The organism is Pirellulales bacterium (genome assembly GCA_036267355.1).
Lineage (GTDB): Bacteria > Planctomycetota > Planctomycetia > Pirellulales > DATAWG01 > DATAWG01.
Map to the genome: position 1 here is coordinate 1 of DATAWG010000092.1, position 24,073 is coordinate 24,073.

Annotated in this window: 13 protein-coding genes and 2 tRNA genes; 3 read left to right on the top strand and 12 right to left on the bottom strand. The window is 60.4% G+C overall.

All coding sequences use genetic code 11. The annotated features are described in order from the left end of the window. The first annotated feature begins 196 nt into the window (after positions 1-196). A tRNA-Leu gene (locus VHX65_14265) sits at positions 197-279 on the top strand. A gap of 97 nt (positions 280-376) precedes the next feature. Here VHX65_14265 and VHX65_14270 read toward each other — a convergent pair. From VHX65_14270 to VHX65_14315, 10 genes are all read right to left on the bottom strand, one after another. Then, entirely contained in the window at positions 377-1,501 is a 1,125-nt protein-coding gene (locus VHX65_14270; GenBank protein ID HEX3999713.1) for a tyrosine-type recombinase/integrase, read from the bottom strand. Between the two features lie 204 nt (positions 1,502-1,705). Next, complete coding sequence (locus tag VHX65_14275) at positions 1,706-1,960, bottom strand: hypothetical protein (GenBank protein HEX3999714.1); 255 nt, start codon at positions 1,958-1,960, stop codon at positions 1,706-1,708. Beyond that, positions 1,957-3,291 (bottom strand): hypothetical protein, encoded by a 1,335-nt coding sequence (locus VHX65_14280; GenBank protein ID HEX3999715.1) that lies wholly within the window; start codon positions 3,289-3,291, stop codon positions 1,957-1,959. Before VHX65_14280 ends, VHX65_14275 begins: the two co-directional genes overlap by 4 nt. Further along, a complete protein-coding gene (locus VHX65_14285; GenBank protein HEX3999716.1) occupies positions 3,288-4,709 on the bottom strand; it encodes a hypothetical protein in 1,422 nt (473 codons plus the stop codon). Before VHX65_14285 ends, VHX65_14280 begins: the two co-directional genes overlap by 4 nt. Beyond that, positions 4,706-6,088 carry a hypothetical protein gene (locus tag VHX65_14290; GenBank protein HEX3999717.1) on the bottom strand — a complete coding sequence of 461 codons (1,383 nt, stop codon included), beginning with the start codon at positions 6,086-6,088 and terminating at the stop codon, positions 4,706-4,708. The genes VHX65_14285 and VHX65_14290 overlap by 4 nt, the downstream gene beginning before the upstream one ends. Positions 6,089-7,157: 1,069 nt before the next feature. After that, positions 7,158-14,999, bottom strand: a complete 7,842-nt coding sequence (locus tag VHX65_14295; protein ID HEX3999718.1) for a hypothetical protein — start codon at positions 14,997-14,999, stop codon at positions 7,158-7,160. Further along, positions 14,992-15,636: a hypothetical protein gene (locus VHX65_14300; protein ID HEX3999719.1), complete on the bottom strand. Its 645-nt coding sequence runs from the start codon at positions 15,634-15,636 to the stop codon at positions 14,992-14,994. Before VHX65_14300 ends, VHX65_14295 begins: the two co-directional genes overlap by 8 nt. An 828-nt stretch (positions 15,637-16,464) precedes the next feature. After that, a complete protein-coding gene (locus tag VHX65_14305) occupies positions 16,465-19,035 on the bottom strand; it encodes a hypothetical protein (protein HEX3999720.1) in 2,571 nt (856 codons plus the stop codon). After that, positions 19,032-19,454, bottom strand: a complete 423-nt coding sequence (locus VHX65_14310; protein ID HEX3999721.1) for a hypothetical protein — start codon at positions 19,452-19,454, stop codon at positions 19,032-19,034. The genes VHX65_14305 and VHX65_14310 overlap by 4 nt, the downstream gene beginning before the upstream one ends. A 136-nt stretch (positions 19,455-19,590) precedes the next feature. After that, positions 19,591-19,860 (bottom strand): helix-turn-helix domain-containing protein, encoded by a 270-nt coding sequence (locus VHX65_14315; GenBank protein HEX3999722.1) that lies wholly within the window; start codon positions 19,858-19,860, stop codon positions 19,591-19,593. Positions 19,861-19,967: 107 nt separating this feature from the next. Here VHX65_14315 and VHX65_14320 point away from each other — a divergent pair, with 107 nt between their 5' ends. After that, a complete protein-coding gene (locus VHX65_14320; GenBank protein HEX3999723.1) occupies positions 19,968-20,426 on the top strand; it encodes a hypothetical protein in 459 nt (152 codons plus the stop codon). 686 nt (positions 20,427-21,112) lie between these two features. Here VHX65_14320 and VHX65_14325 read toward each other — a convergent pair. Then, a complete protein-coding gene (locus tag VHX65_14325) occupies positions 21,113-22,150 on the bottom strand; it encodes a hypothetical protein (protein HEX3999724.1) in 1,038 nt (345 codons plus the stop codon). Between the two features lie 236 nt (positions 22,151-22,386). Then, positions 22,387-22,938, bottom strand: a complete 552-nt coding sequence (locus VHX65_14330) for a hypothetical protein (protein ID HEX3999725.1) — start codon at positions 22,936-22,938, stop codon at positions 22,387-22,389. 330 nt (positions 22,939-23,268) lie between these two features. Here VHX65_14330 and VHX65_14335 point away from each other — a divergent pair. Beyond that, positions 23,269-23,350, top strand: a tRNA-OTHER gene (locus tag VHX65_14335). Positions 23,351-24,073: the final 723 nt, after the last annotated feature.

Below are 24,073 nucleotides of genomic sequence, written 5' to 3' on the forward strand. Positions count from 1 at the left end.
TGGCTCCGAACCCGGTCGGAAAAACGGCGAAAAAATCGTTTTCCACCGGGGTGCCTGTACCCACTCATTCACATCCCCTGAGCGGGTCGGGAGCGTCAGTCCGGCATTGCTGCAATCGCACGGCAAAAAAGGATTGACAGAAATGCAAATGACAGCCAATAGTTTGCAAAGCCATTGCAGAGTGGCTGCGATGCGAGCCGGAGTGGCGGAATGGCAGACGCGCTGGACTCAAAATCCAGTTGCCGCAAGGCAGTGTGGGTTCAAGTCCCACCTCCGGTACCTTCTACAGGGCAACGCTTTACTTCGCCGGCTTCGCATCGCGTTCCGACCGATCAGCGGGTTCAACCTTCCAATAACCTTCCAGCGGCGTTCAAAATCAGCCCTCGGTGCCAGTCGCCGAGAGGGCCGGCAGCGATGGAACAAACAGGTTGTGAATCGCGGGTGTGAGTTGCCGGGCCATGTTGATGTAGCGTTGCGTCGTCTGGTAATCCTTGTGCTGCATCAGGGCCTGCAGGGTGTCGGCCGACAGTTTGTCGGCGTTCATCGTGGCGAACGCCCGACGCAAATCGTGGAAGCCGTAGTGAGGCTTCGGGCCCGTCGCCGGCTTCACGGCCGCCGCGTCTTGGATCGCCGCGAATTCATCCCACAGCCGGCGCCGATCTTCGCCCCAGGGGAAGACGAGCCCGCCGAAGCTGCCTGCGGTCAATCGCTCGATGTGATCGATCACCAGCGGATGCAGCGGGGTGACCATATCGCGGCCGCCTTTATTGTGCTCGGCCAGGCTCATTGCGGTTCGGGCCTTCAGGTCCACGTCTTTCCATTGCAGCGAGAGCAGCGAACCGATTCGCCAGCCGGTCATGTAGGCCATGGTCAACAGCCCTCGCCACCAGTCAGCCGCATGGTAGGGAATTCGACCCGGCGCCGTGGCGACCTTGCACGCGCTGTAGATTTTGCCGAAGTGATCCGGTGTGACAAATGTCGGCAGCCGGCCAGGTTCTTTCAGAAAATCGAATTCTGGAACCCGCGGCAGATAGCCCCAGCGATGCGCCTTTCGCAGCACGGCCCGAATCGTGCGCAGCTCTTTGTTGATCGTCGCCGGTGAAACCAGCGCGCCATTCTTGCTCCGCGGTTGCGCCCGTCGCTTGGCCACGTAATCGGCGATAGTTCGAGAGGTGATCGCAGCCATCCGGACCGGCTTGGCGATTTTGTTCCAGTGATTCAACGCGTACTGCGTGGCATCGCGAGTGCCGGGCTTCATGCCGGCCATCACGTTCGCCTTAAATTCCGTTTCGAAGTCCGCCCATTGCTTCCGGCCGACGCTTTCGTAGATGCCGGCGGCCAGTTGCCCTTCGATCTTGCGCAGGTGCTTTTCCGCGGCGCTCTTGGATCCCTTCGTGACTTGGGTTCGCTTGCCCTCCGGCGTGTAAAAGCCGACCGACCAGGGGCACTTGTCGCCGAGCTTCGCGAGTTGCTTTCGATCTTGAAAAAGCCATGCTTTCATGGTTCGTGCTCCGTTTTGAAGTTGTTCGGTGGAATTCAGCCTCGCCGTTTGCCGCATCGCGTTGCATCGGTCCCCGGCGAGTGTTTGGAAATTGGCCGCTCCGATGCGTCTATTGCGTTACTGCACCTTTCAAGCACCCCGCCGATGCCGGCCGTTCACCAGCATCATCGGAGAGCGGCCGCTGCAGGTGGCTCGCGCGGGTAGTCACTCCGGTTGCCCGCGTTTTTCAAATTGCTCCACAAGCGTCCGGAGAAATTGAAAATCAGCCGACTTCGCGGAGCCGTTGTTGGAATCGTCGTCATCGTCGGGGAAAATGTCACCACTGCTGCCCGACAGCTTGAACGTGAAAGCCGTCGCGCCGTTGAGGCGGTGTATGCTGATTTCCAAACTGTCGGAACGGTTGAGTAGGTCGCGTGGAACCTCGTCGCCTGGCTCGGGGATGTTGAATCGCTGAATCATGTCGAACCATCCTTTCGCTCGCCTGTTGCTCGCGGCGTCGGTTGCGGCGGAAGAATCAATTCTTCCTTCACGATCCGATCGACCTTGTAAGCCGTCTCGAATAGGCCGGGCGACTTGTGCCCGAGGTGCAACCGCCCGGCGCCACGACAGAGCCGCTCGACTTCGCTTGCGGAACCCCGGCGAATCCATCGCAACGTGCCCCGGAGCCCGGCTGCCGCTGCGATGCAACGGAATTCGCCGAGCAACGCGTTTCGGCTTCCGCCCATCGGAAAACACAGTTTTCGCGGCAATCCGCTGGCAATGCAGCGATCGATTGCCGCGACGTTTGTTGGCGGAAGCTGGCGGTTAATCACTCGGCCGGTCTTGCTCATCACGACCGATAGCCGACCGGAACCGTCAGGCTGCGAGTTGATTTGCCCATGCTCGACGGCAAGAAGGTCGCCGAGCCGTAAGCCAGTGTTCCAGGCGGTCAGGATGAACGCGTACCACCAATGCCGACGCTCGATCATCGTTCGCCACCAAACCCCGTCGAGGTTGGCGGCCGTGTCGAGTAGCTTGCCGAGCTGCTCAACGTCGTAGCCATCAATGATTCGGGCCGGCACTTTGATGGCACGCACACGCCGGGGATACTCTGTAAGAATTCCCCGTTCAAACGCGTCTCGCCACAGCACCAAGAGCGACCGGCGGTAGCTGCGGGCCGACTCTCGCGAAACCCGCTCGAGCTCGCCCGCGATAAACGCATTGAGCGTGTCGGAATTCAGATCCGCAATTCGCGCCGGCCGTCGAAGGTGTCTGCTGAGCAGGCTCGCGACGTTTCGGTACTGCTCGATCGAGCGCGGCCGCAAATCCCGGCCGCGCTCGTAAATGGCGACGAAATCGCATAGTAACGTCGCCGTGCTCTGCGTCGGCTTCTTGAGAGTTGCCGGCTTCAATTTACTTGCCCGCGGCTTTGAATCGCGTTTCCGCGAACGCAACGACTTCATCGCGCTAACGACCGGCCGACCGGACTGTTGCGAAATATCCCCACGCCGGACGGCGAACCGCCAGAGTTGCAGCAACAGGCCGACCAACCAGCGAATACCACCCGCGTTCCGTCCGGCTTTCTGCGATTGCTTGATGAAGTCGGAAAGCGTGGCGTCGTTCAGGTCGCGAAGCAGGGGCGTCCTGCCCAGCCATTTTTCAAACGCGTCGATCGACGAACGAACCCGCCAAACTTGCGAACCGGCGGAGCCCACCGAAAGTTTCGAGACAAGGTAAATCGTGTCGAAATAATCGATCGACTGCAAATTCGGATCAGTCGACTTTTCGGGTTGTTGGCTGGGTGTGATCATGCGGCACCCCCTTTCCGACGAAGTTTTTCCGTTGCCCCATCGCGCCGCAGCGCCGCCTGCAAGACCGGCGAGGGCGGCAGTGTGATTTCCTGCTGCACGATCCGGTCACATTTGTAATTGGAAGCGAACAATCCGGGCGAGCGATGCCCGAGGTGCAAGCTACCGGCCCCGGGCTTGATTCGTTCCGCTTCCGATGCGCCGCCTCGGCGCAGCCATTTCGCCGAACCAGTGAGCCCGGCGGCCTTCACCAACAGCTTGAATTCACGGTAGAAAAATCGGCGGTTGACCCACGGCGGCAGGATCAATTCGCGAGGTGTGCCGCTGCTCATGCAGGCGTCGACGGCTTGCATCGCATCCTGCGGAAAAATCCGGTGAATCGCCTCTTGCGTCTTCTGCATCACTGTCGTGAGCCGGCCCGAGCCGTCTGCCATGCGCGCGATCGATGCGCCCTTGATCGCCAACACGTCGGATAGTCGCAAGCCCGTATACCAAGCGACCAGGATGAACGCTCGCCACCAGAGCCGCTTCTCGATGCCAGTTTTCCGAAACTCGCCTGCGGTGGCGTCGGCAGCTGCCAGCAGTTTGCCGACTTGCTCGGTGTCCCATGCCTCAACCACGAGCCGCGGCCGTTTCACCTTGCGAATCTTTCGCGGGAAGTCGTGGACTATGCTTTCCTCGAAGGCGAACCGCCAGAGACACAGAATCACTTGGCGAGCGCCGTGAAGCGTGTGGGGTGCGAACCGACCGGAAGCCCAGACGAGCCAGCCGTTGACGTTTGCGGCTGTGAGGTCTTTCACCTTCGCCGGGGCCGCCAGGAAAAGCCCAAACGAGCGGATGGCACCTGAGTAGGTAGTTCGCAACGTCGATTCGGAAATGGGCCTCGCAATGGCGTAGTGCTTGTAGAGCAGGTCGGCAAGCGTTGTTTCGCCCGTGGCGTTGACCATGGGCGCGCGTAGCTCAGCGGCCGGCTTAAGCGACTTTTCCCTTGCGACCCGATCGGCGGTCGGAATACGGTTGGCTGCCGGTTGCTGGTTGCGCCTCTTAACGATTTTTCCCATGGGCAGCTTTGGCCGCTTGCCGTTGGATGGCAATTGCCCACACCACACGATGCCGCGCCAGATCGCGAAAAGCCGCTCTGCCGAAGCGCGGGCAACACTCGGCTTGCGACCGTTATCCACGATGAACTGCTGAAGCGACGAAGATTGCTTTTCGGATAGCGTCAGGTTGGAGAGGTCTTGCAGCGTCGGGGCTCGCTTGAGAAATGCATCAAACCATCGGACAGCGATCACATTTAGATGAATCTCGTGCGCCGTGATCCCGTTGCGCCATTGGTTGACGGCCTGGATGTCGTCGAGATATTCTCGGAGCAATGTCGCGGACGATACTTTCGGGTCCGCAGATTTGTTGGGGGCGATCAATGGGCGCCCCCTTTCGCTTCTCCGGCTTGGTTGGCGTCGATCTTGTGTTCGAGTCGTAACGTCGGCTGAAACGCGGGCTCCGGCGGCAAGATGACTTCCTGCTGAGTAATTCGGTCGACTCGGTAATTCGATTCGAACAGACCAACTGTACGATGCCCGAGGTGCGCTCGGCCCGCACCGGCTTTTATGCGCTCGGCCTCAGAAGCCGAGCCGCGGCGAATCCAGCGGATGGTGCCGCGAAGGCCGGCCGAGTGAATAAGGGCCTTTGCCGCGCGGTAAAAGTGCCGCTGGTCAACCCACAGCGGAAAGCACGTTTCCCGCGGCGAGCTCGCCATGCTGGCCAGGATTGCCTGCATAGCACTGGCCGGCAACACTCGATCGATGGTATCGCCCGTCTTGCTCATCACGACGGTAAGCCGGCCGCCTCCATCCGGCGATTGCGTGATCGAATCGAACCTGATCGCGAGAACGTCGCCGAGTCGAAGGCCGGTGTACCAAGCCGTCAACAGGAATGCTCGCCACCAAAGCCGTCGCTCGATTCTCGTCTTGCGGAATGAGCCCGACAGCTGGTCGGCCGCGGCGAGCAGCCTGCCCATTTGCTCCGTATCCCAACCTTCAATGACGCGTCGCGGTGTTTTCACCTTCCTGATCCGCCGCGGAAGTTCGTTCAGCACTTCGGTTTCGTAGGCGAATCGCCAAAGCACTAAAAGCTGCCTGCGGTGGCTGCTCGCGGTGTTGGGGCTACCGATCCCGTCGCGACTCGCGATCCAAGCGTTTACCGTTGGGGCAACAAGATCGGCGAGAGTAGCCGGCCGGCCAAGGAAGCGGCTGAACGACTGAATCGCCGCCCCGTAGCCTCGATCAATGGAAGCCGCTGCAAGCGGTCGCTCCATCGCGTAATAGTCGACCAGGAAGCTCAGCAGCGTGGTTTCGAGCGTGGCGGGCGCCGTGATTACTTGCGGGAGCGTGGGTGCTACTTGCCCAACCGCTCTGCCTCGCTCAATTGCTTCGCGAGTCGGAATCCCGCCATACGGCGTCGCTCCCTCCCGCCGTGGCTTCAGCCGCTTGACGGCCGGCAGTTTTGGCGGGCCGCCGATCGGCGGCATGTGGCCAGCCCAAACAACGGCCTTCCAGAGCGCGAACAATCGCCCGACCATCGCTTTTCCAGTGCTTGGCAAACGATCGTGCGCCACGATGAACCGAACCAACTCCGCGGGCATCGTGGCGGACGAGGCAAACCCCGAAAGATCGGCCAGCGTTGGCGCCCGTTTGAGAAGAGCATCGAGCCAACGGAGAGCATGCTCCGTCATTCGCAAGGATTCGCCGCCAGCGCCGGCGCGGTGAATCTCCGGCGCGAGGATCGTTTCGACATATTGCACAAGCGGCGTTTTCGGATCGAGACGGCCGCCAGAAGATGCCTCGGAACTTGTCTCAGCCCTTGCTGCGGTGCTCAGTTCAGATGCCGGCGGAATGCCACACGGACGTTTCGCCCGCGGCAATGCTTCATCGTCTGGATTAGTATCAACGCGATGCCGGCTGCTCGCGAAACGCCACACGGACAGCAAGCGGTCTCGCGGACCGTTCGCGACTGGATACCCACGATCGGGGAGCCAAGCAAGAAAGCCCGCCAGGGTTTCGTTGTTCAAGTCGACCAGCATCGCGGGGCGCCTGAGAAATTCATCGAACAACGATAAGGCTGTTTTGTACGATGCCCTTTTTCGTGTTGTCGTGGTGGGCGGGAGCAACGGCACAAAAGCCGCCTTGTAATAATCCGCCAAAAGAGATTTTGAATTGAAGCCACGTCGGGGTGTGTTGTTTGCGATCATCTTAGACGCCACCTCCCTTCGAAACACTCGTCGATCGACGGGAGGACGGGTCGCGTGGCGTTTGCCGAGAGAACGGCGAACCGAAGGCGCGGGTCTTCAACGCGCGGATCTGAATCGCCCAGGTGCCGATCGGGCCGTTCGAGTCGGTGCGAAGTTTGTCCGCGCTGTGAGCACGGGCAATTTCAGTGGCGACGTTCAGGGTGAGTCTCGCGGCATGGTAGCGAGCCTCGGTGAACGTCGGCGAAAAATGAAAAACGCGAGTCGGCCGCCACTCCGGCGGCACCGTCACAATTAGGACGGCTTCGTAGGGCTTTGCCATGTGTGCTTCGACCTTCCCCTCTGCGCTGGAAAATCAGCGCAGCAAGTATCGCAGCCTCCGATCGATCGCGCTAGCAAGATGCCCGCAAGAGCATCCCGGGCCAAAAGCCCACACGACCGATCGGAGGTTGCAATTCTTGGTTTCATCGTAGAATCTTGCGGGTGAGCCCTCACAGGGCTAACCGATGAATGGTTGCCGGTTCGCCTTGCTAGGGGCTTGCCGACGCACACATTCTCATCGACGTTTCTGACCGTGTCAATCGCCGAAAAACAATCTCGCCACTAGGTCGATCGAGCGACTTTCTCAAGGCCCGGGAACCAGTTGCGGGAGTCGTTGGGCTCGCTGATCGAACTGCGTTCCCTCGCCTTTGTACCGTCGCCGGCGCGCCTCTTCATGCAACAGCTCGCGCGCCTCGGCGGCCTTCACGCCTAACTCCGCGAGCTTGGCTTTTGCCTGAGCAACCGATTCGATGTGAGCCTGCTGCCGCTGCTGAAACGCTTCGACCGGTTCGTCTGCTTTTCGGACCGTGGGCGCTCCGCTCGCCGCGTACAGCAGTCGGCCGGCGTAATCGCGGCGGAGCTGCGTCATATCGAGCCCCGATTCTTTTGCTCGGTCGTAAAGATCGCTGGCGGCCTGCGGGGGTCGGTTGGCCAGCGCGCTCGCCAGTTTGCTTTCCACGGTCTTGGAAAACTCGGGGGTGCGCTCCTTGTCGTCCGCCAGTTTCCACACGTCGAGCGCATGCTCGGGCGTGAAGTCGCGGCCGGAAACGTATCGCACGAGCGGCTGCTGGCCAGCACGTTTGAGCGTGTCGGCCGACTGCTTGGGCGTCATGCGGCCGGTGGCGACTTCCTGGCCGAGCCGATCCTTCAATGCCGGCAGCCCCCCTTGTTGCATGGCACTGTTGACGAGCGTTCGCTTCTGCTGACTAGCGTCGGCCTGGTTAAGCGTGCGAGTCGCTGGCATCGTTTCCCGGGCGTATTCGACCGCCATATTCATCGCCGGGGAACGAGCGATTTCGGCCGGCGCCGGAGTGAAGCCGATCGCCGCCAGCCCGGCCCGTGCCACTCCCCCTCCACTCTGCTGCTGCTGTTCGATGTTCCGGAGATTGAACGGGACGAATTGCTTCGCGGCGTATTGTCCAAGTCCAGGGAGCGGCTTGTTCGGATCGTAGATCTGGTTGCCGAAGAAATCCTTGTTATTGATTGCTTCGATCGTGGCCGCCACGAGCGGATGTACCTTGTGGCCGGCCGTGGAGAGCGGATGCGACAGGAACGAGTAAACATCCTTCATGTAGGTCGGCAGCGCGAGCCGATCCTCCTCGCCGCCGGGTCGAATGCCGCCTGTTTTGGGATAGAAAAAGTCTTTGGTTTCGGACGGCCCCTTGCCCGTGAGAAGATATTGCAGGCCAGCCCCCCACAATCCGGTAAGCACTGGCAGCGCTAACGCATAGGCCATCTTATTGCTCAGCACTTGGTCGCCGGCCTTCAATCGGCTGCCGGCTTTCAAGAGGTCGAATGGCGCGCCGCCCAGCTCGCGAACAGTGCCGAGGTTCCACCCCACCGACCGCACGGCTGTCATCAAAAAATCTTTGAACTTGCGATTCCAAAATAGGTTGTCATACACCAATTGGCCGAAGCGGTTGTCGGCCGAGTCCCAGCCGCGCTGCAGCGTGGCAACGCGATCGTCGTAACTGGCGGACGGTCCCAGGCGAGAAAGCCCATCGGCGCCGAGCCGGGCCGCGGCAGCTACCTTCAGGCGTGGCACATAGAATTCCATCATCGGCTTCGCGAGAGTTTCTAACAGGGCGAGCGGAGAATTGGCCGCCGCCTTGGCGAGCGACTTCGCCGTGCCCCCGACCGTGCGAGGTTCACCATATTCCCCAAACCGAAGCTCGCGGATTGCCTGTTGCACGCGGGCGGTGCCGTTGGTGATGTAGTGAGAATCCTGCTTGACCGCACCCCCGGATGTGATCGTGTTTTGAACGTAAGCACGAAGCTGCGGATCGTCCTTGATCGTCGATAAGCCATCTTCGTAACCACGTTTGATCGCACTGCCGAGGCTCAGCCCGCGATAGACTGAAGGGCCAATCGTCAAACCGGAAGCCACATTTCCAATCCCTTTGACAACCTCGCCACGCTCAAGCTGTTGAAGCCCGAGCGAAAAATCGGATATCGCCGCGTTGAACGTGGTGAAGGTCGCATGGAAAACCGGCAGGGCCAGTTGAGCCATGTTGAGCGTGTTACCGATCGCCCGCCCAATGTCGTGAAACGGATTTCCCCTGAGCCCCGGCGAGGTGGCGTTGTCCAGCACGTTGGCCACCTGCGGCGGCGCCCAGTAAGCGCCAACCTCGGTAATGCCGGGCACCTTGACCGCTCCCTCATTCTCGGAAAGCGTGAGCGACGGCTTGATCTCGCGGAAAGGTTGTAGCTCCGGCTTCGACGCCAAGAAATCATCGAACCGCTTGTAGAGCGTCGGGGCAACTTCCTTTAGCTTCTCGGGGGCGTGAATATACGCCTCGCCCAGCATGGCAATGCGCTCCTGCGGGCTGTTTAGGTAACCCATGAACCTGCCGCTGCGAGTTACACCTTTCGCGTCATCGTTTGCTGTCCGGAGCGCGGAAATGTTGCGCAATTCATTCCACACCTTCGGGTCGCGAAAATTAAGCGCATCCCGCAAGTTGTAGCGGGCGTTCATCGCGTGCGTAATTTCGTGCGCCAACACGGACAGCGGACCGGCGAATCGCGTCTGCACGCTCTTGTCGCCGTAGGCTAGCCCCCAAGTGCTGTCTCGCGTGCCGCCGCCGGCGTTCTTGAGCGTCATCTTGCGATCAGTCTGTACCCCGAGGCTGTGCGCAAAATCGGTGAGCCCGCTCATCATTTGATCGTCGTATGCCTCTTTCACGGCCAGTTCGGGCGGCCCGTATTTCGTGAACAAAGGGCCCTTCAGTTTGACCATGCCGTCCGGTTTTTTGCCGAGCGCCGACGCGTACTGAATCGTCCCTCGATCGGAAAGTGTGTCGGCCGCATTGTGCCCGAACACGTAGCGTCGCATGTCGTACGCGCGAGCGAGAATCATTTTGGCCGGATTGTCGCTGATTGGCGTCAGGGCCTCAGCAACTTGCGAATGCTTGGCCGCCGCAGCAGCGTCGCCGGCCTTTTGGAGCCGCTGGGCCTCTTCCAAATGAAACTGGCGAAGCTTCATCGCGTCCGCGAAAAAGTCGATCGATCGCTTCTTGAGGAATCCGGCTCGCCCCTCCAGCGGCGCATGGCCGTAGATCGTCGCCATCGCGGCCGCGGCTCCCTGCGGCCCTCTGAACAAGTGGGGAAAGTAGTTTTCGAGGTAGTCTTGCAACTTGCCTTTGCCGAGCACGATCACCGCGTCCCGGGATTCGTCGAGCAGCTTCCGACTCATCGCCGCGAACCGTTCCAACTCCGGCGTCGGTTGCTTCTCCCCACGCTCCATGCGATCGATGAACGCGAAATTCTCAGCCGGCGGCATACGGCCGAAAGCTTTTGTCACATCCGCCATGAACTTCTCCGCTTCGGCGCCCTGCTGGCGGAGCTTGCCCAGGCCGGCTCGCATTTCCTGACCCGCAATGCGAGCATCGGCGGATCGCGCTTGCGGGTTGAACACCTGCCGCACGGTGTCGAGCATTCGGAAGGGAAGCGAGCGAATCGCGTCGGTTGGCGGGTTGCCACTCGGCCGCATTCCCTTCCACTTGATCGCCGCGGCCGTCGCGGTGTCCTCGGCGACCGCCATTTTTTCAGCGATTTGCTGCTGTGGCTGTTGGCCTGATTCCTGCTGCCGCATGAAGGCTTCGAGATCGGGAATCGACTGGCGGTTTTCGTCGCCGGGCCCGTATTTGATAACCTGCCCCTCGGAGCCGATCATCATCGGCTGCGGATTTTCTTGGCCCTGCGGCCCGACCGCCGCCGCCTCATTCGCCTGTTGTGCTTGTTCGTGCAATCCAGCCTCGCGAGCCTTGCCGGCGGAGGTGAAGTGCTCGGCCAGCTTGCGATGTAGATTCGCGGCTTCCGCGTGCTGGCCGTTCTCGGCCAAGCTGGCAGCAAATCGGGCGCTGCTCTCGCCGGGCGAGACAGAGGCGGCCCGGTTAGATGCAAAGCGGGCACCCTCGACCGCTCCGACTGGCGCAGCGTCGGTCTGCTCGGCGAGAGCCCGCCTTTGTGCCAGCCGATTCAGCAGCGATCCATCGGGCGCCGCGCCAACCGCGATCTGCGGCTTCCCGTTGTCGCCGACTGCTGTTACTTCGACACGCCGCTTCCCTTTGTCGAAAATGTCGGCGTTCGCATCTTCACTGCGGCCGGCGTGAACAAAGCCGTTGCGCAACAAAATGTCGCTCAAGTCGTGTCGTGGGCCGTCGTATGCGATAAGTGGCTCGTCTTCCCATTCCTCTTTCGATGGCACGTCGAGCTTCGACGGGTCGAACCCGAGCCCCTTCAAGAAATCGACCGACCCAGCGGCCGAGGTCATGCGGTGCGTTTTGGCCGCCCACGGACTTTCGTCGTGGTACTGAACTTCCGTCAATTCGTAGGGCGAACCATTGAAGAATGCGGCCTCGCGATGCGCTTTGGCCGCCGCCGGCTTGCCGTCATTTTCATATTCAGTGACCAGCTCATCATGCAGTTTCGCCGCTTCCGCGTGTTTCCCGCTCGCGGAAAGATATTGGGCAAGACGGGCGTCGTCCCGCAGATACGTGTGATTTTTCGAAACGTCAAACGCTTTGGTCGAAGCCTCGACGGCCGAACGCCTGGCCCCCGGTTGCGGCTCCATCGGCGGTAGTTTTGCCAATTCATCGCTAACCCATTTGTACGCGCGCTGGATGTTGTATTCGCCGGCGTTCGGCGAGCCTATAAATTCCCGGAACCGGGCTTTGGCTTCCTCACCGTTGCCGCGATAGATGGTCGCCGCTTCCATTGGTGATTCACGCACCCGGCGGCGAATCTCCGCCTCCTTCGCCGCTGGTCGCTCCGGCCTATCGGCGTCGCCCGACTCGATGGCCATCGCATGGTTGGCTTTGTCCAAGTCGTCGAACAAGTCCTGCTGGCCAGGCAGCGCGTCTATGCCGCTGAGCAACTTGCCTTGCCGCGTGTTTTCCTGATCCTCGAACTTCGGTTTTGGTGTGCCGGCTGCCGGCTCGCGTGCCAGTGAAAAACCGCTGTCGGCCGACGTCGGCGCCGCTCCCGCTTTTCCCCCGAGCGTGCGAAGGAAATCTTGAACGTCTTCTTTCGGCACCGATTGGCGATGGGGCTCGGCCCAAGCGTCGTTGGGGTCTTCCACCGCCGGCTGGCGCAAACGGTCTTCCGCATGCTGAGCCAGCTCGTTCGGCTGGCCGGCTTCGACACTGCGAAGCGCTTCGTCGATCACTCGACGGCGTTCCTCGGGCGGCCGCATGAACAGCTTGACGATCGGGTCGGGCGGGTACGGCGCCTCGGCCTTCTGCTGCTGAGCGTTTCGATAATCACCCTTGCCCACGAGGATCCCAAGCAGCCGCTCTTTCTGCTGCTCGACGGCCGCCCCTGTGTCGCTGCCGGCATCCTGAATGATTTTCTGCAGCGCGGCCTTCGTCTTCTCCGATTTAGTGACCGAAAGCATATCGGTCGCGCCGCGCTGGATCGATTGCCGCAGCTCGTCGGGCAGCGTGTGAAGAGGTGCATACTTCACAGCCTCGGGCGTCGTCTTACCGCCCTGGGCGTCGGCGATGCCTTGCTGCCGTTCGTTCGCCGTGTCGGCCTTTCCCGCTTGCGCATTCTCCGCTCGGCGGCCGCCAGCATACTGTCGACGCATTGCTTGATACGCCTCGTCGTTTGCCCGCAAGTTGATCTTGTCCTGATTCGATCGACTGCGGAAGCCCGGCCGGCCCTCGGGAATGATGCGATCGTAAGCGTTTGCCTGTTCGTGCTCGCGGATGCGGTCGCGGAGAGGAGCTTGCGGGGTTGTCGACGCAGGCAAATCCGGTCGCACTACGTGGGGAATAGCCTGTGGTGGATCGACCGGGGCCCAGTGAGGTTGAGCAGTTTCGCCGTTCGCGATCGTTCTCGTCGGCACTTGTGGTGTCGCTGGCGACTGAGCGGTCGCAGCGGTGCGATCGCCGGCCGCTGCGGCTTCGTTCGCCTGCTGAGCTTCGCGGTGGACCTGCGCCCAGCCTTCCATTTTTGCCGCTTCGTAGCGATCGGCGAGTTGGCGGTGCAGATCGGCGGCCGTCGCGTAATCCCCAGCTTTGGCGGCCGCCTCGGCTTGCTGGTCTCGCGGATTGTCCGGATTCGCCGCAAGCGCTTTGGCCGATGCCTCGCGGGCGATGGAGGCCTGCAATTCGCCGGTCGCTGTGTTCAGCGTTTTCGCGGCCGCAATAGGGGACTGATCGGCTTCGCCATTCGCGATTCCTCCCGCTGCCGCTTGCGACGTTGCTGGCGACTCGCTCCCGGTCGGTCCGCCTCTTCCAGCCGCTTCATTTCCCGCTGCATTTCGATGGATGCCGACATTTTCGTTCTCCTTGGGTCTGTAATTGATCGGCTCGGGCAGTGGGGAAACGGCTTTCTCCATCTCCGCTTTGGGCAACACGCTTTCGGGCGGAACTCCTTGGCCGCCTCGGCTTCGCCATTCGCCGAATCGCTCGAGCAGTTTTGCTCCGATGTCGCGCGCCGGGCCGACCGAGTGCAGCACCGCCCCGAACAGCGTCGCTTGGATCCCCGCACTGAGAACATCGTCGGCGATCCGCCCCGGTTCAATACGCGACTTGTCGCCCGTCGTCGAGTAATCGACCGCCGCCTGGGCGACAGCCTGAACTCCGAACAGCCCGGCATCGCGAACGACGGTTGGGGCAACATGTGCCGGCCATTCCTTCAAAATTTGCGTGAAGCTCGGTTTGATCGCGGCCTCAATGTCGTTCGTCGCACCGCGAGCGTCGGGCACACCCGCACCGTCGAGCAGCGTGTAGGTCGCTACACTCACTGCACCCGTCATCGCCGCGCCGACGTAGGCCCTCGCTCCGGTTATTCCGGCGTCGTGATACTCGGTCAGCTTTCGCGAAGCATCCATCGCGCCCATGGCAAGCGGTGCGGCCGTGGCACCGCCCGTGAGTACGGCCGTCGCAATCTGCGTTGCCTGAAGGCCGGCGCCAGTGAACATCGGCGAGACACCTTGCAACTCGTTGAGCCGAGTCGCACTTCCTCCCATGATGTCGGCAGCGTGATTGAACTCGTCGGCGGTTATTCCCGACGTGATCTGCGGCGAAACTTGCGCCAGCAGCCCAAGGCCGACAGCGGTCATTTGCTCGAAGGCGGTTCCGATCGTACGGGCGGCGGGACTGACTACGCGGATCTTCAGGTAGTCATTTGCGTGCGAAGCGTCGTATGCCCGCTGTGCCTCCTCTGTGTCGCGCTGTAGGCCGATCACATCGCCGGGTAAAACTTTGTCCGGCGAAATACCGAGCCTGCGGGCCGTTTGCTGAACAACCGGAGCGTCGGGGCTGAACCAGTTTTTAGTTGCCGCTTCCGGAGCGATTGCCGCGGGCACTTCGCCGCGGGCAATTTGCTGATTCACGGCCGAACCAGGCCGAAAGAAATTCGCCTGGTTGACTTCGCCTTGCGGGATCGTCTGCGGCGTCTCTCGGACGTTGCCCAGCAACCCGTTGATAAACGTCGGCTCGCCGCCTTGATTCGTGTTCTCTTGCCGCATCGCTTCGTCGTGCGCTGCCCGGATGCGATCAATGAATGGCTTCACCTGCTGGTAATTGCTACCGGGGAATGCAGCGTTGAACTGTCGAGCCAGCTTCGCCTCGTAATCGGGGTCGGCTAATTGGCTCTGACCGGACTGCTGCTCGCGTTGGGCGAGCCCATGAGCCCACGCTTCAACGTCCTGGGCTCGCTGCTGGTTGAAATAGTCGATCGACTGCCCGACGTGCTGCGGAGCGGGCTGCACCTGCGCCGGGGCGTTGAAGGACTCCCGCTGCTTGAGCCACGCAAGATGTTGCTGGTAGGCTTCGTCCGTTTGCGGACGGCCGGGCACAAGAAACCCGCTCGGATCGGCGGCCGGTGGGGCTTGCGGGAGCGGGGCCGAAGGATCGGCGGCCGCCGTGGGCATCAGGCCGTTGAAATACGCGATCGAGTCTTGAACGGTGTCAGGCATTTTGGGCCTCCATGCTGGTTTCTATCGCGGCCGGGCAGCCGCTTTCATTGTTGGCACTGGTTCCGCGGTTGCTGCCTTCCTCTTCCAAATACCGGCGTGCTTCAACGTCGTCGACGGTCCTCGCGGGGTCTGGTGTGCGATCCCTCCCCGCTCGAATTTCGCTTAGCTCTCTCGCGTGCCAAGCTTCGCTTGCCGCCCAGTACGCCTTGTTATCGGCTTCGACCTCCGCCGCCCGCTTCAGCCGCCGAGCCTCCGCCGCCGCGCTAGTCCTGTGCAGTTTCCAAAACCGCCGCCTGTTCTCGGGCGACTCCAACGCCCAAAGCAGCAGCTCGATCGCCGCCCGGCTCGGAACGTCCCGGGGCTTGATGCCGTCCGGTTTCTCGTTGAGGTGCGACTTCGCCCAATCAAAGTTCCCCCACTGATCGGCCCGCTTGTCCGGATGGACGCGATGCAGCAACTTTTCCCACGTGGCCACCCGCAACCTCCGGAGCGAGCTCGGGCCAAACTCTTCCTCAAGGTGGACATAGACCATGCTGCTCGGGTGCTGCTTTCGCAATTCCACCTGCCGGAGCAAGTAATCCTGAAGCCGGCCCTCACGACGCAACCGACTCCGCAGCATCACGATATTTTCAGGCATGTTTGCACGACAACGGGAAATAACGGGAAATTGTCAGATAAAAACGGTAATCAGTAATCAGGCGTATTGGCGACGGGTGTCGGCTCGGGTCCCTCCGCGGGTCCCCTTCCCCGCGTGAAGCGAAATTTCATCGGTATGAGGTGGATTCCTGAAAAGCCGTAAGTCGTTTGGCCGTAGATAGCTAATACGGGACCCACTGGCGTGGCCGTGGGGGGCTTGGTTCGGATTCTGAGCCGCTTGGGGCCCCCCTTTTCGGTCTGCGGCTCGCTCGCAATCGACTTGCATATCGCCGTCGCAACTGCCGACAGTTGCAGGGTTTCCGCGTGCAGTGTTCAGGCCGAACGGAATCTGACTCACGATCAGATGAAGCTGCGAACCGGGGGAGGGAGGGTGAACACGGGTGGAGGGTGCGAGCCGTATTTAGCTCTGGCATGCCGCACGCGTCCTGCCGTGGTGTCGGTGTCATGCTCGCACTCGTTTCCATGTCGAGGCACGTGCTGTGCTGCATCCGGCGATCGTCGCGAACGGTTGCATTGGTCGGCTGTCGGTTCAACTTCAAGCCGTCGCCTGAATGCGTGGCTTCGTCGCTGCTGCGTCGGTCGGTTGCGGTTGGTGTTCGGAGTCGCATTGATTGCTCGCTTCGATTCTGGCGGCGTACGTCGCGTTGAACTACCGAAGTCTTTTGCAGGGGCGCTTAGGGCGCTTGCGACCCCTTGTTACTCATTTGCATACCTGCATCTTCTCTCATTTGCTTTTCTGACTTTTTTCACACGCGATAGGATACATACAAGCAGAAGCGCCCTAAGCGCCCTACTCGCCATATCGGTTTTATGTCGCTTTTGTCGCCAACCTGTACGTCAGGGTCTTTTCGATCTTGCTGCTAACGTCCGCATTGAAACCAGTCCAAACGAACCCACGGCCGAGTGCCTTGGACATGTTTTCGCTCATCGTCGGCAACCGGCCTTCGCCGATTAATTGCTTGATCGCTCTCGTCGCGCTGGTAACCGTCCGTCTGTCGCCGGTCGCCTTGGCAAACCAATCGGCGACAACGCTCGACGGAATGAAAATGCGCTCGGTTTCGGTGTTGTAATTCAGTTGCTCCAACTGATGGGCAAAGTCGTCCGCAAGCAAGCATGCCTCTTCGGCCTCGACATCGGTTGCGGCTTGCCGTTCGAGAATCACCTTCTGAGCGTCGAATGGCTCGGGGAGTCGTGAAAGAATCGCTGCCTCCCACATCGCCCAGCGAGAGTAGCTCGGCAGTTCGGCTGAAACGTCCGACTGCAAAAACGCGATGCAATCGGCAATGATCCGCAGGCGGTTTTCTTCCACGAAGCGAGTGGCGTCTTCTTCCCACTTTCCTGTACGGGCCGGCTCGCCGACCTTGATAATCACACACCGTTGTGCCATGTCCGTCGACAGGCTGGCGCCGTTCAATGTGATGACCCAAGTGAGCAGGTTCGGCCGCCGTCCCTCACCGACGAACAATCGCTTGCCGCTGATGGTCGACGCGGTGATCAGGGCTTCGAGCTCGGCCCACGAAAAACGGTGCGACTTCACGTTGTCCAGCAGCGCAATCCGCAGAGCGAGAGCATTGGGCGATAAGAGTCGCGTTTGAATTTGCCCCATATCTTCGTTCGCGCTAAAGCTGATCGCGCCGCCAACAATCTGGGCGCAGAGCTTCGCGAAAGCAGTCTTGCCCTTTCCCCGGCCAGCGTCGGCCGTGATTACAAACGCTGGCCGCATGCCCGGGAGGCCGCCCCAAACCATCGTAACGACCATCGCCAGCATTAAATCGCGGTCGATCGTCGTTGCCGGCGCAAAGAAGTCGAGAAACGATCGCAAGGCCGATCCGTCGCCTGGCGGACATTCTTCGCATGTGTAGAACGCGTTCAGTAACGGCGGACAGTGCGGCAAGATTTCGATTGAATCGTAGGCCCGCGAGGTCCGCTTCAACTCGGCAAACACTTCGGATTTCGTAACGCATCCCATCGTGTTGTGCCACTGAATTACACCGGTCAAATTGCCAAGCCAGCCGAACGTCGATGGCGGATCTACAAGCCAACAAACACCGCTGGTGTCGTTCGGAACAAAAAGCGCCGAATCGACACGGCGAGGCCAGCCACCGGCGGCGTTCTCGATCTTTTCCAACACTCGATCCATTGAAAGCGGGCTCCACTTCAGCCCACCATCGTTTTCGCCTGATTCGACCTCGACGGCATTCGAAACCTCTGAGACGCGGGCAACAGTATCCTTCGCCTCTTCGGCAGTTTTTTGATCGATGGGGCCGAAGTCGTACGTTCGGTTTTGCGGATCGTCGGCAAGCGACAGTAAGTCCGCGTATTTGCGGCTGTCGCTTGTGAGCCAATCCCGCAGATCCATTCCATGGCTTGTTACTAAAGGATAAGGCAGGCGAACGTGGCGGCTTTCGACCGCAACTCCACGAAGGGCTTTCATCCATTTCGCCGCACCGACCTCGCCGGCATTGTCTGCATCATGCACGACGTAGGCGACCCGACCCGCGAACGCGCCCGCAATGCAATCGTGAACGCTGGCTGGCTCGCCCGAGGCGTTCGTGACAACCAAATGCCGCTCCCGCAGCTCGGCCGGGATCGCGGCCAGCAGCGTGAGCATGTCCGAGGGGCCGGCCGTTTTCCACACCAGTTCAACCGCCGCTTTTTTGTCGGGATCGCTGAGCAGGTACAGGGCCTGCAAATTCATCAGCGTGCCCGAGGTCGGGCCGCACGAAACCATCTTCGCCACGCTAGCCGGCTTGTCCTCGCCCTGGTAGATTTCCAGTTCCTTGCCCGTGAGATTCCATAGCACCCAGGCCACCGGATCGGCCGCCAGCAACTTGGGCCCGTAGGCCGGCAATGCCAACACCTTGAACCGTCCCCGCCGCTTCTCGCCAGATTGCTTGTCGCGATAGCAGGGCCAGTGGGCCACGCGGCCGCCGGCCAGGCGAATCGCCTCGACCGTCGCTCCCGGCTTGTGCCGTGCGCACCACATTTCCGCGAGCAGCAATTCGCCGGCGTCCCACTCCAGGAATTCCAAGCCCTCGCGCCAGTCCTGTTTTTTCTTGCGGCGGCCGTCGAGTTCAACCCCGGCGATTCTGGCGTAGTGAGCCTTAGCCGCTTTCCAGTCTGCGAACGCCACGCCACGACCGAAGCGAGCTGCGAATTCCCACAGATTCATTTCGCGATGGTCGGCCGCCGAATCCCCGTATTTTCCCGTGTTGGTGTCGATGTAGGCGGACGGCCGTTGCTCGTCCCGCGATGCCGAAAAGCACTCCTGGCGACCGTCTGCCCGCGGGTGTCCCACGAGCCGCAGGCCGAGCGCAGCGTACTCGCCGGCCACATCGAGCGCTGCGAGGATCGAAGCATCGTTGCCCTTGCCGATCATCGACTGATCCTCACCGCATTTCGCCACAACAGATCGCCAGCGGCATCGGCTTCAATTTGAACCTGAGGCAGACGGCTCAATGTAGAGACGATATGTGAAGGCCAGTTAGGTTGAAAAATCCCATCCAAAAGCAGGATCAGTCGTCTTGCCGTGCGAAAGTCGAGCGAGGGGAAAAGATGCTCGAGCTGCAGCTCCTCCACCTCGGCCATCTTTTTTGCAAAGGCTTCGATTGCTTGGTCCGAAGCAAGAGACCAGGAGCCATTTTGTTGGCGAAGGAGCCACTCCCCCCACGCCGCACACCAGCGGAATCGATCGCCGAACATCGTCGCTAGGCGTCGAGTAAATGCCGCGTCGGTCCATTCTGCTGCGTCATGCAGACTGCCTACCGGTTGCCGATCGGTCTGTGATGGGTGTATCATGTTCGCTCCTGGATTGACTTTCGCGGAGGGTCGCTTTCCCGAGCGGCCCTCCGCAATTTCTTGCGTCGGGCATATCCCTACCGCTGATTTAACTGGCGATCAATGCGCCGCCGCCAGCCGCTTCAGTTCACACGGACTACGCGTGCTCCTCTAGGAAGCGGACCAAGGCGGCCCGCGAATAGACGTATTTTTTGCCAATCTTTCGCGCCGTGATTTCGCCACGGCGCCGCGCATCGCCAAGAATGTGCGGCTTGATTCCGAGCAACCGGGACGCCTCGACCTCGCAAAATCCGAGTCGCTCGAGCGGTAGCCTGCCTTCATGATCGCGGATCTCCGCAATGGCCACTCGAACGGCTTCGGTGATCACGGGCTGCAAATCGCCGATGTCACTGGCGTCAAGTTTCATTTTACGAACTCCGGTCGCTTTACTTACTTGCGCCGCAATTCCGACGAAATTTCACACTGGCGATCGATCCAACGCTGAAGCTCTGCCGGGGCATAGCGGACACCACGTTGCCCGATCCGCACCGATCGAATTTCTCCACTTTGCGTCAGCGTCCAAAGCAATCGCACGGATATTCGGAGCGCATCGGCGGCTTCCGCAACTGTGAGCAGGAGTGGCCGCACCACATTTACGGGCTCGGCTGTGATCATGGTTTTCTCCGCGATGAAACGAAAAAAGGGGCGCACCGCGGAGATTTCCGCAGCGCGCCCCTTCCTGGGACGGAACAGGATTGTTTGGACCCCAAGAATTTACGAAATCGATTTTCGTATTGCAATGCCACCCGACGAAATGGGATGCAAGGAGTCGCAATTTCTTTGCGACGCGCGGCACCCAATCTCGCGGAATCTATCGAAAACTACCCGGCCCGTCCTTATGCCACGGCACCGGCCGAACCGCGGCTGTCGTCCGCGTGCGGCAGTCCCCGCAAGAAGTTTGAATCGACCGTGCTCGCCGGATTGCAGAAATGAAAGAGGCAGCGCGCGACGAACTGCTTGATGAATCGCCGCAGGCATGCAGCCGTCCCAACGGCCGCGAGTCTACCAATTGGGGCGTGGCATGGCAATTCCGCGCCGCAGTGTGTAAGACGGCGAGCGAATCGCCTGTACTTGCGGGCGAGCAACAGCCGACGCGATGTAGAGCGTGAACGATGAAAGTTATCGAGGTTAAGCCAGGCGATGCGATTCTTGTGGGGGACGCCGTCATTCAATTTCTCCCCAGCAAGGGATGCGGCTCGCGAGTCGGCATCGACGCGCCGCCCAGCGTGAAGATTCACCACAATCGACGCAAGCCGCCCCGCCACGCGTCCGCAACGCCGGCAAGAGGGAATAATTGAAGGGCTGGGCTGGTTCGCCGAGCAGCGGAACGAAACGAGAAACCACTGGCCGGAGAGCCGCGTGGCCGGATGCGCCGCAGGCACAGAAATCTTTATTTTTTCGCGTTGCTGCCACGTGCCGCGGAAGAGGCGGGCGAACCTTCAACCATCGGCCGAACGGATGAGCCCCGCGTTGCCGCAAATGCGGCGTATTCGCTGAGCGAGATGCCAGTGGCGGCTTTTGCCTCGTTTGCCGCTTTTTGCACCATCTGGCGCACTTGGGCAGCAACTTCCCGTGTTTCCGTCGAGTCTAAAAGTCTGTCGGCCATTTTTGATCCCCCACTACGTCCCGTCGTTCAAGAGAGACGCCATCGCCAGTTCGCACAGCAACCGCTGTTCGAGGTTGCTCTTTACGAACTCTAGCTGTTTTCGCTGGTCTTGGTCGAAAAATCCTGCAAAATCAGTGTCGATGCAAACGACATGCTCATGATAACCGTTGTCGCCACTCACCCCCAGCGGGATCGCAACGATGGATTCGATCCGATTCGCCTGCGTGGGTTGGAAATACTTGAAGGAGTGCTGCAAATCGGCGTGGGCTGCTTTGGCTGAAGGAACAATTTGGATATCGCCGGTTTTCGCCGCAGCGACCGCGAGGCTTCGGGTCTCATTTGTCAGTTCAAAGAATCGATCCCGACTAAGCTTCTTTTCCTTCACTCCCTGTCGTACACACTTCGAATCAACACCATTCCAGCAATGTCGCAACACCAGAAACGGTCCGCTGCGGGCAAAGTAGGCAACTCGCAAGCTTGCTCTCGGGTTTCTGTCGGTGAGCAGTCTCCAATAAACCTCGTATGGAACTTGGATCAGAGCAACGACTTGCCGCTCCGGTTTCGCCGCCTCGCGATAGTTTTTCAGCCGGCGCTGTGCGTCCTGGGCCGGCGGAAGATTCTTCGACGCGTCGTGGACGAATGTTTTTTTGATTCCGATTACGCTGAGGAAGCAATGCCCTACAAGCCAATGAAAAAAGCCCTCGTTCTTTGCAAGTTGATAGTCGGCGTTCGCGGCATCCCTTTCCTTCAGTGCGTCGGCAACCTTTGTTTCCCATCGGTCGGGCAGCTGAAAACCGATTGCCTGAAGCAAAACAGTTGCAACTAAGCCGATCGCAAGCGCACAGAGGATTGCGGTATTCTTGCCATCAGCGTGGCCGTCCGAGATCGCCTTGTAATCGGGCCACGCAATCCCGAATGTCCAAATCCCAGCAATTAACGAACTTCCGAAAAAGAAAAACTTCCGCCGCCACGCACTGCCGTCGAGCCACTTGTTAATGCCATCTTGCCGCAGAAAGACTGCCGCGGCAACCAACGACGCAAGGACCAGCATACTTAGCGGCCACCACACCGACCAGTAGGCACCAACGGCATCTGCGAAAATGACCAATTCCGAGCCCCCCGCCAAGAGAAACGGACCCCGCTACAGCGCGAATCTCGGATTCTCACGGAGGGATGGCCTAGCCGTCAAGCCACCGCTTTCGCAAACTTTGTGCCGACGCGACTGTCCGGGCAACTGAGCTGTCGAAGATGGGGGGTGGCATCATAGCTAATCTCGGCTCTTTTTGCCTATACCGACAGATTCATCGCCGGACCCAGTATAGTTCGCACATCTTCTGCTAGCGACGCTGCGATCCTAAGAATTGTCGAGAAAATACGCTGTCGAGCACTTCCGATGAGCGTTTTCGCATCGGACTGCTCAACACGCTTTCGCCCTTTTTCGCCCCGGGACAAGCTTGCGATCAACCGTTCGCCATGGCCGCTTTCGTCTTGGTGTTCCCGCGGTTTTGCTGCTTGGGCCCGGCAGCCTGCCGAAGCATTTCGACCTTGGAGCCCTCCGGGATTCGATCTGTTTTCTGCTTCAGGTCCGTTACTCGAGATGGTTGGTGGCCAGATGTACGCAGGCCATTTGGCAGCCTGTCCGAGTGCCTGCACTTCTCCGAAGCACACCCATGTCCAAAACCCATCGTCGCGGGCAACCCTCCACTCGAAATATGGCGCCGCGACGATAAAGCCGGCGAGGTAGACCGCCAGAGCAATGGAGGCGGGCCACGCGATTAAGCTAACGATGGCGGTAGCGGCGCGAGATTGCTTGAGTTTGGTTTGCATGATGTCCCCCATGCGACAGGCGCGTTGCACGATGCCTGAATTAGACGTTCGCGTGATCGCTCCGGTCAAACAATTTCGCAAAAAATGCTTCGCGTCGTGCAAGCCGCTCGCGGCAGCTGCGGCACCAGGAGAAGCGTACCGCCCGCTGCAGGGAACCGTCGCGAAATCATGCGAACTCCCATCCGGGCCGGCCGGTCCATCGCGATCGCAGTGCTCCGCCAGCGATCGCCGGGGCGATCGCGCCAACCCGCCAATAACCTTCCACAACACTCCAGCGATGCCCCGAACTCTGCGAGAGCGGCCGCCGAGAAATCGCCGAGTTTTCCAGCGTCCGCTGATTGCCCCGAATGTACGCTAAGGCTAGGCTGAAGACTCAAAATCCAGTTGCCGCAAGGCAGTGTGGGTTCAAGTCCCACCTCCGGTAGTTCTTCTGCGGGCCGTGATTTACGACGAGCGCTTGCCTTCCGAGATGCTCCCATTGAGAAGACGTCGGGGAATCGAGGCGCCGCAAGTGCGCCTCGAAGGGCGATCAAGTTCTGTCGCGCAGAGCAGCGGCGGACGTAGCTAACGCCAACGATCTCTCCAACCAGTGTCATGCGGACGAAGTCCCGGATGCTTCGGGATGACAATGCCTGCCTCGCAACAAAAAGGCGTCGATCCACAGCGCTCCAGAATTTCGGCGATCGAGGCCGGCGAAATGGCGTCATGTCGCGGTTGCATCCACGTCGGCGGCTGCCTGTGTGTTGACAGGTGAACAACCTGTAATGTCAGGATTCTGATCCGCTTTTCCGTTGGCGTCCAGGCAGCCCGTTGGTAGCCTTGAATTGTCTGATGTTTCAGATATAGCCAAGTCGTTGCTGACAGCCCGCCAAAAACGTCTCGTCGTTAATTCGAACTCCCACCGGCCGATGTGCGGTTCGGTGGGACGCTGACGCGCGTGGGCGTTTTGAAGAAGCCCTAGCGGATTCGGACCGGAATTTCCTATGCAACCGAAGATCGACAAGCCGGATCTCAGGCCTTGCGGCGGGGCCAGAACTTTCGCCGACGTGCTACGCCAACGAATCCCAACAATCCGCTTGCGGCCAGCAGCAAGCTGGCAGGCTCGGGAACCGCTGCGATCGTGATCGAGCCGTTGAGCAAGGTCGGA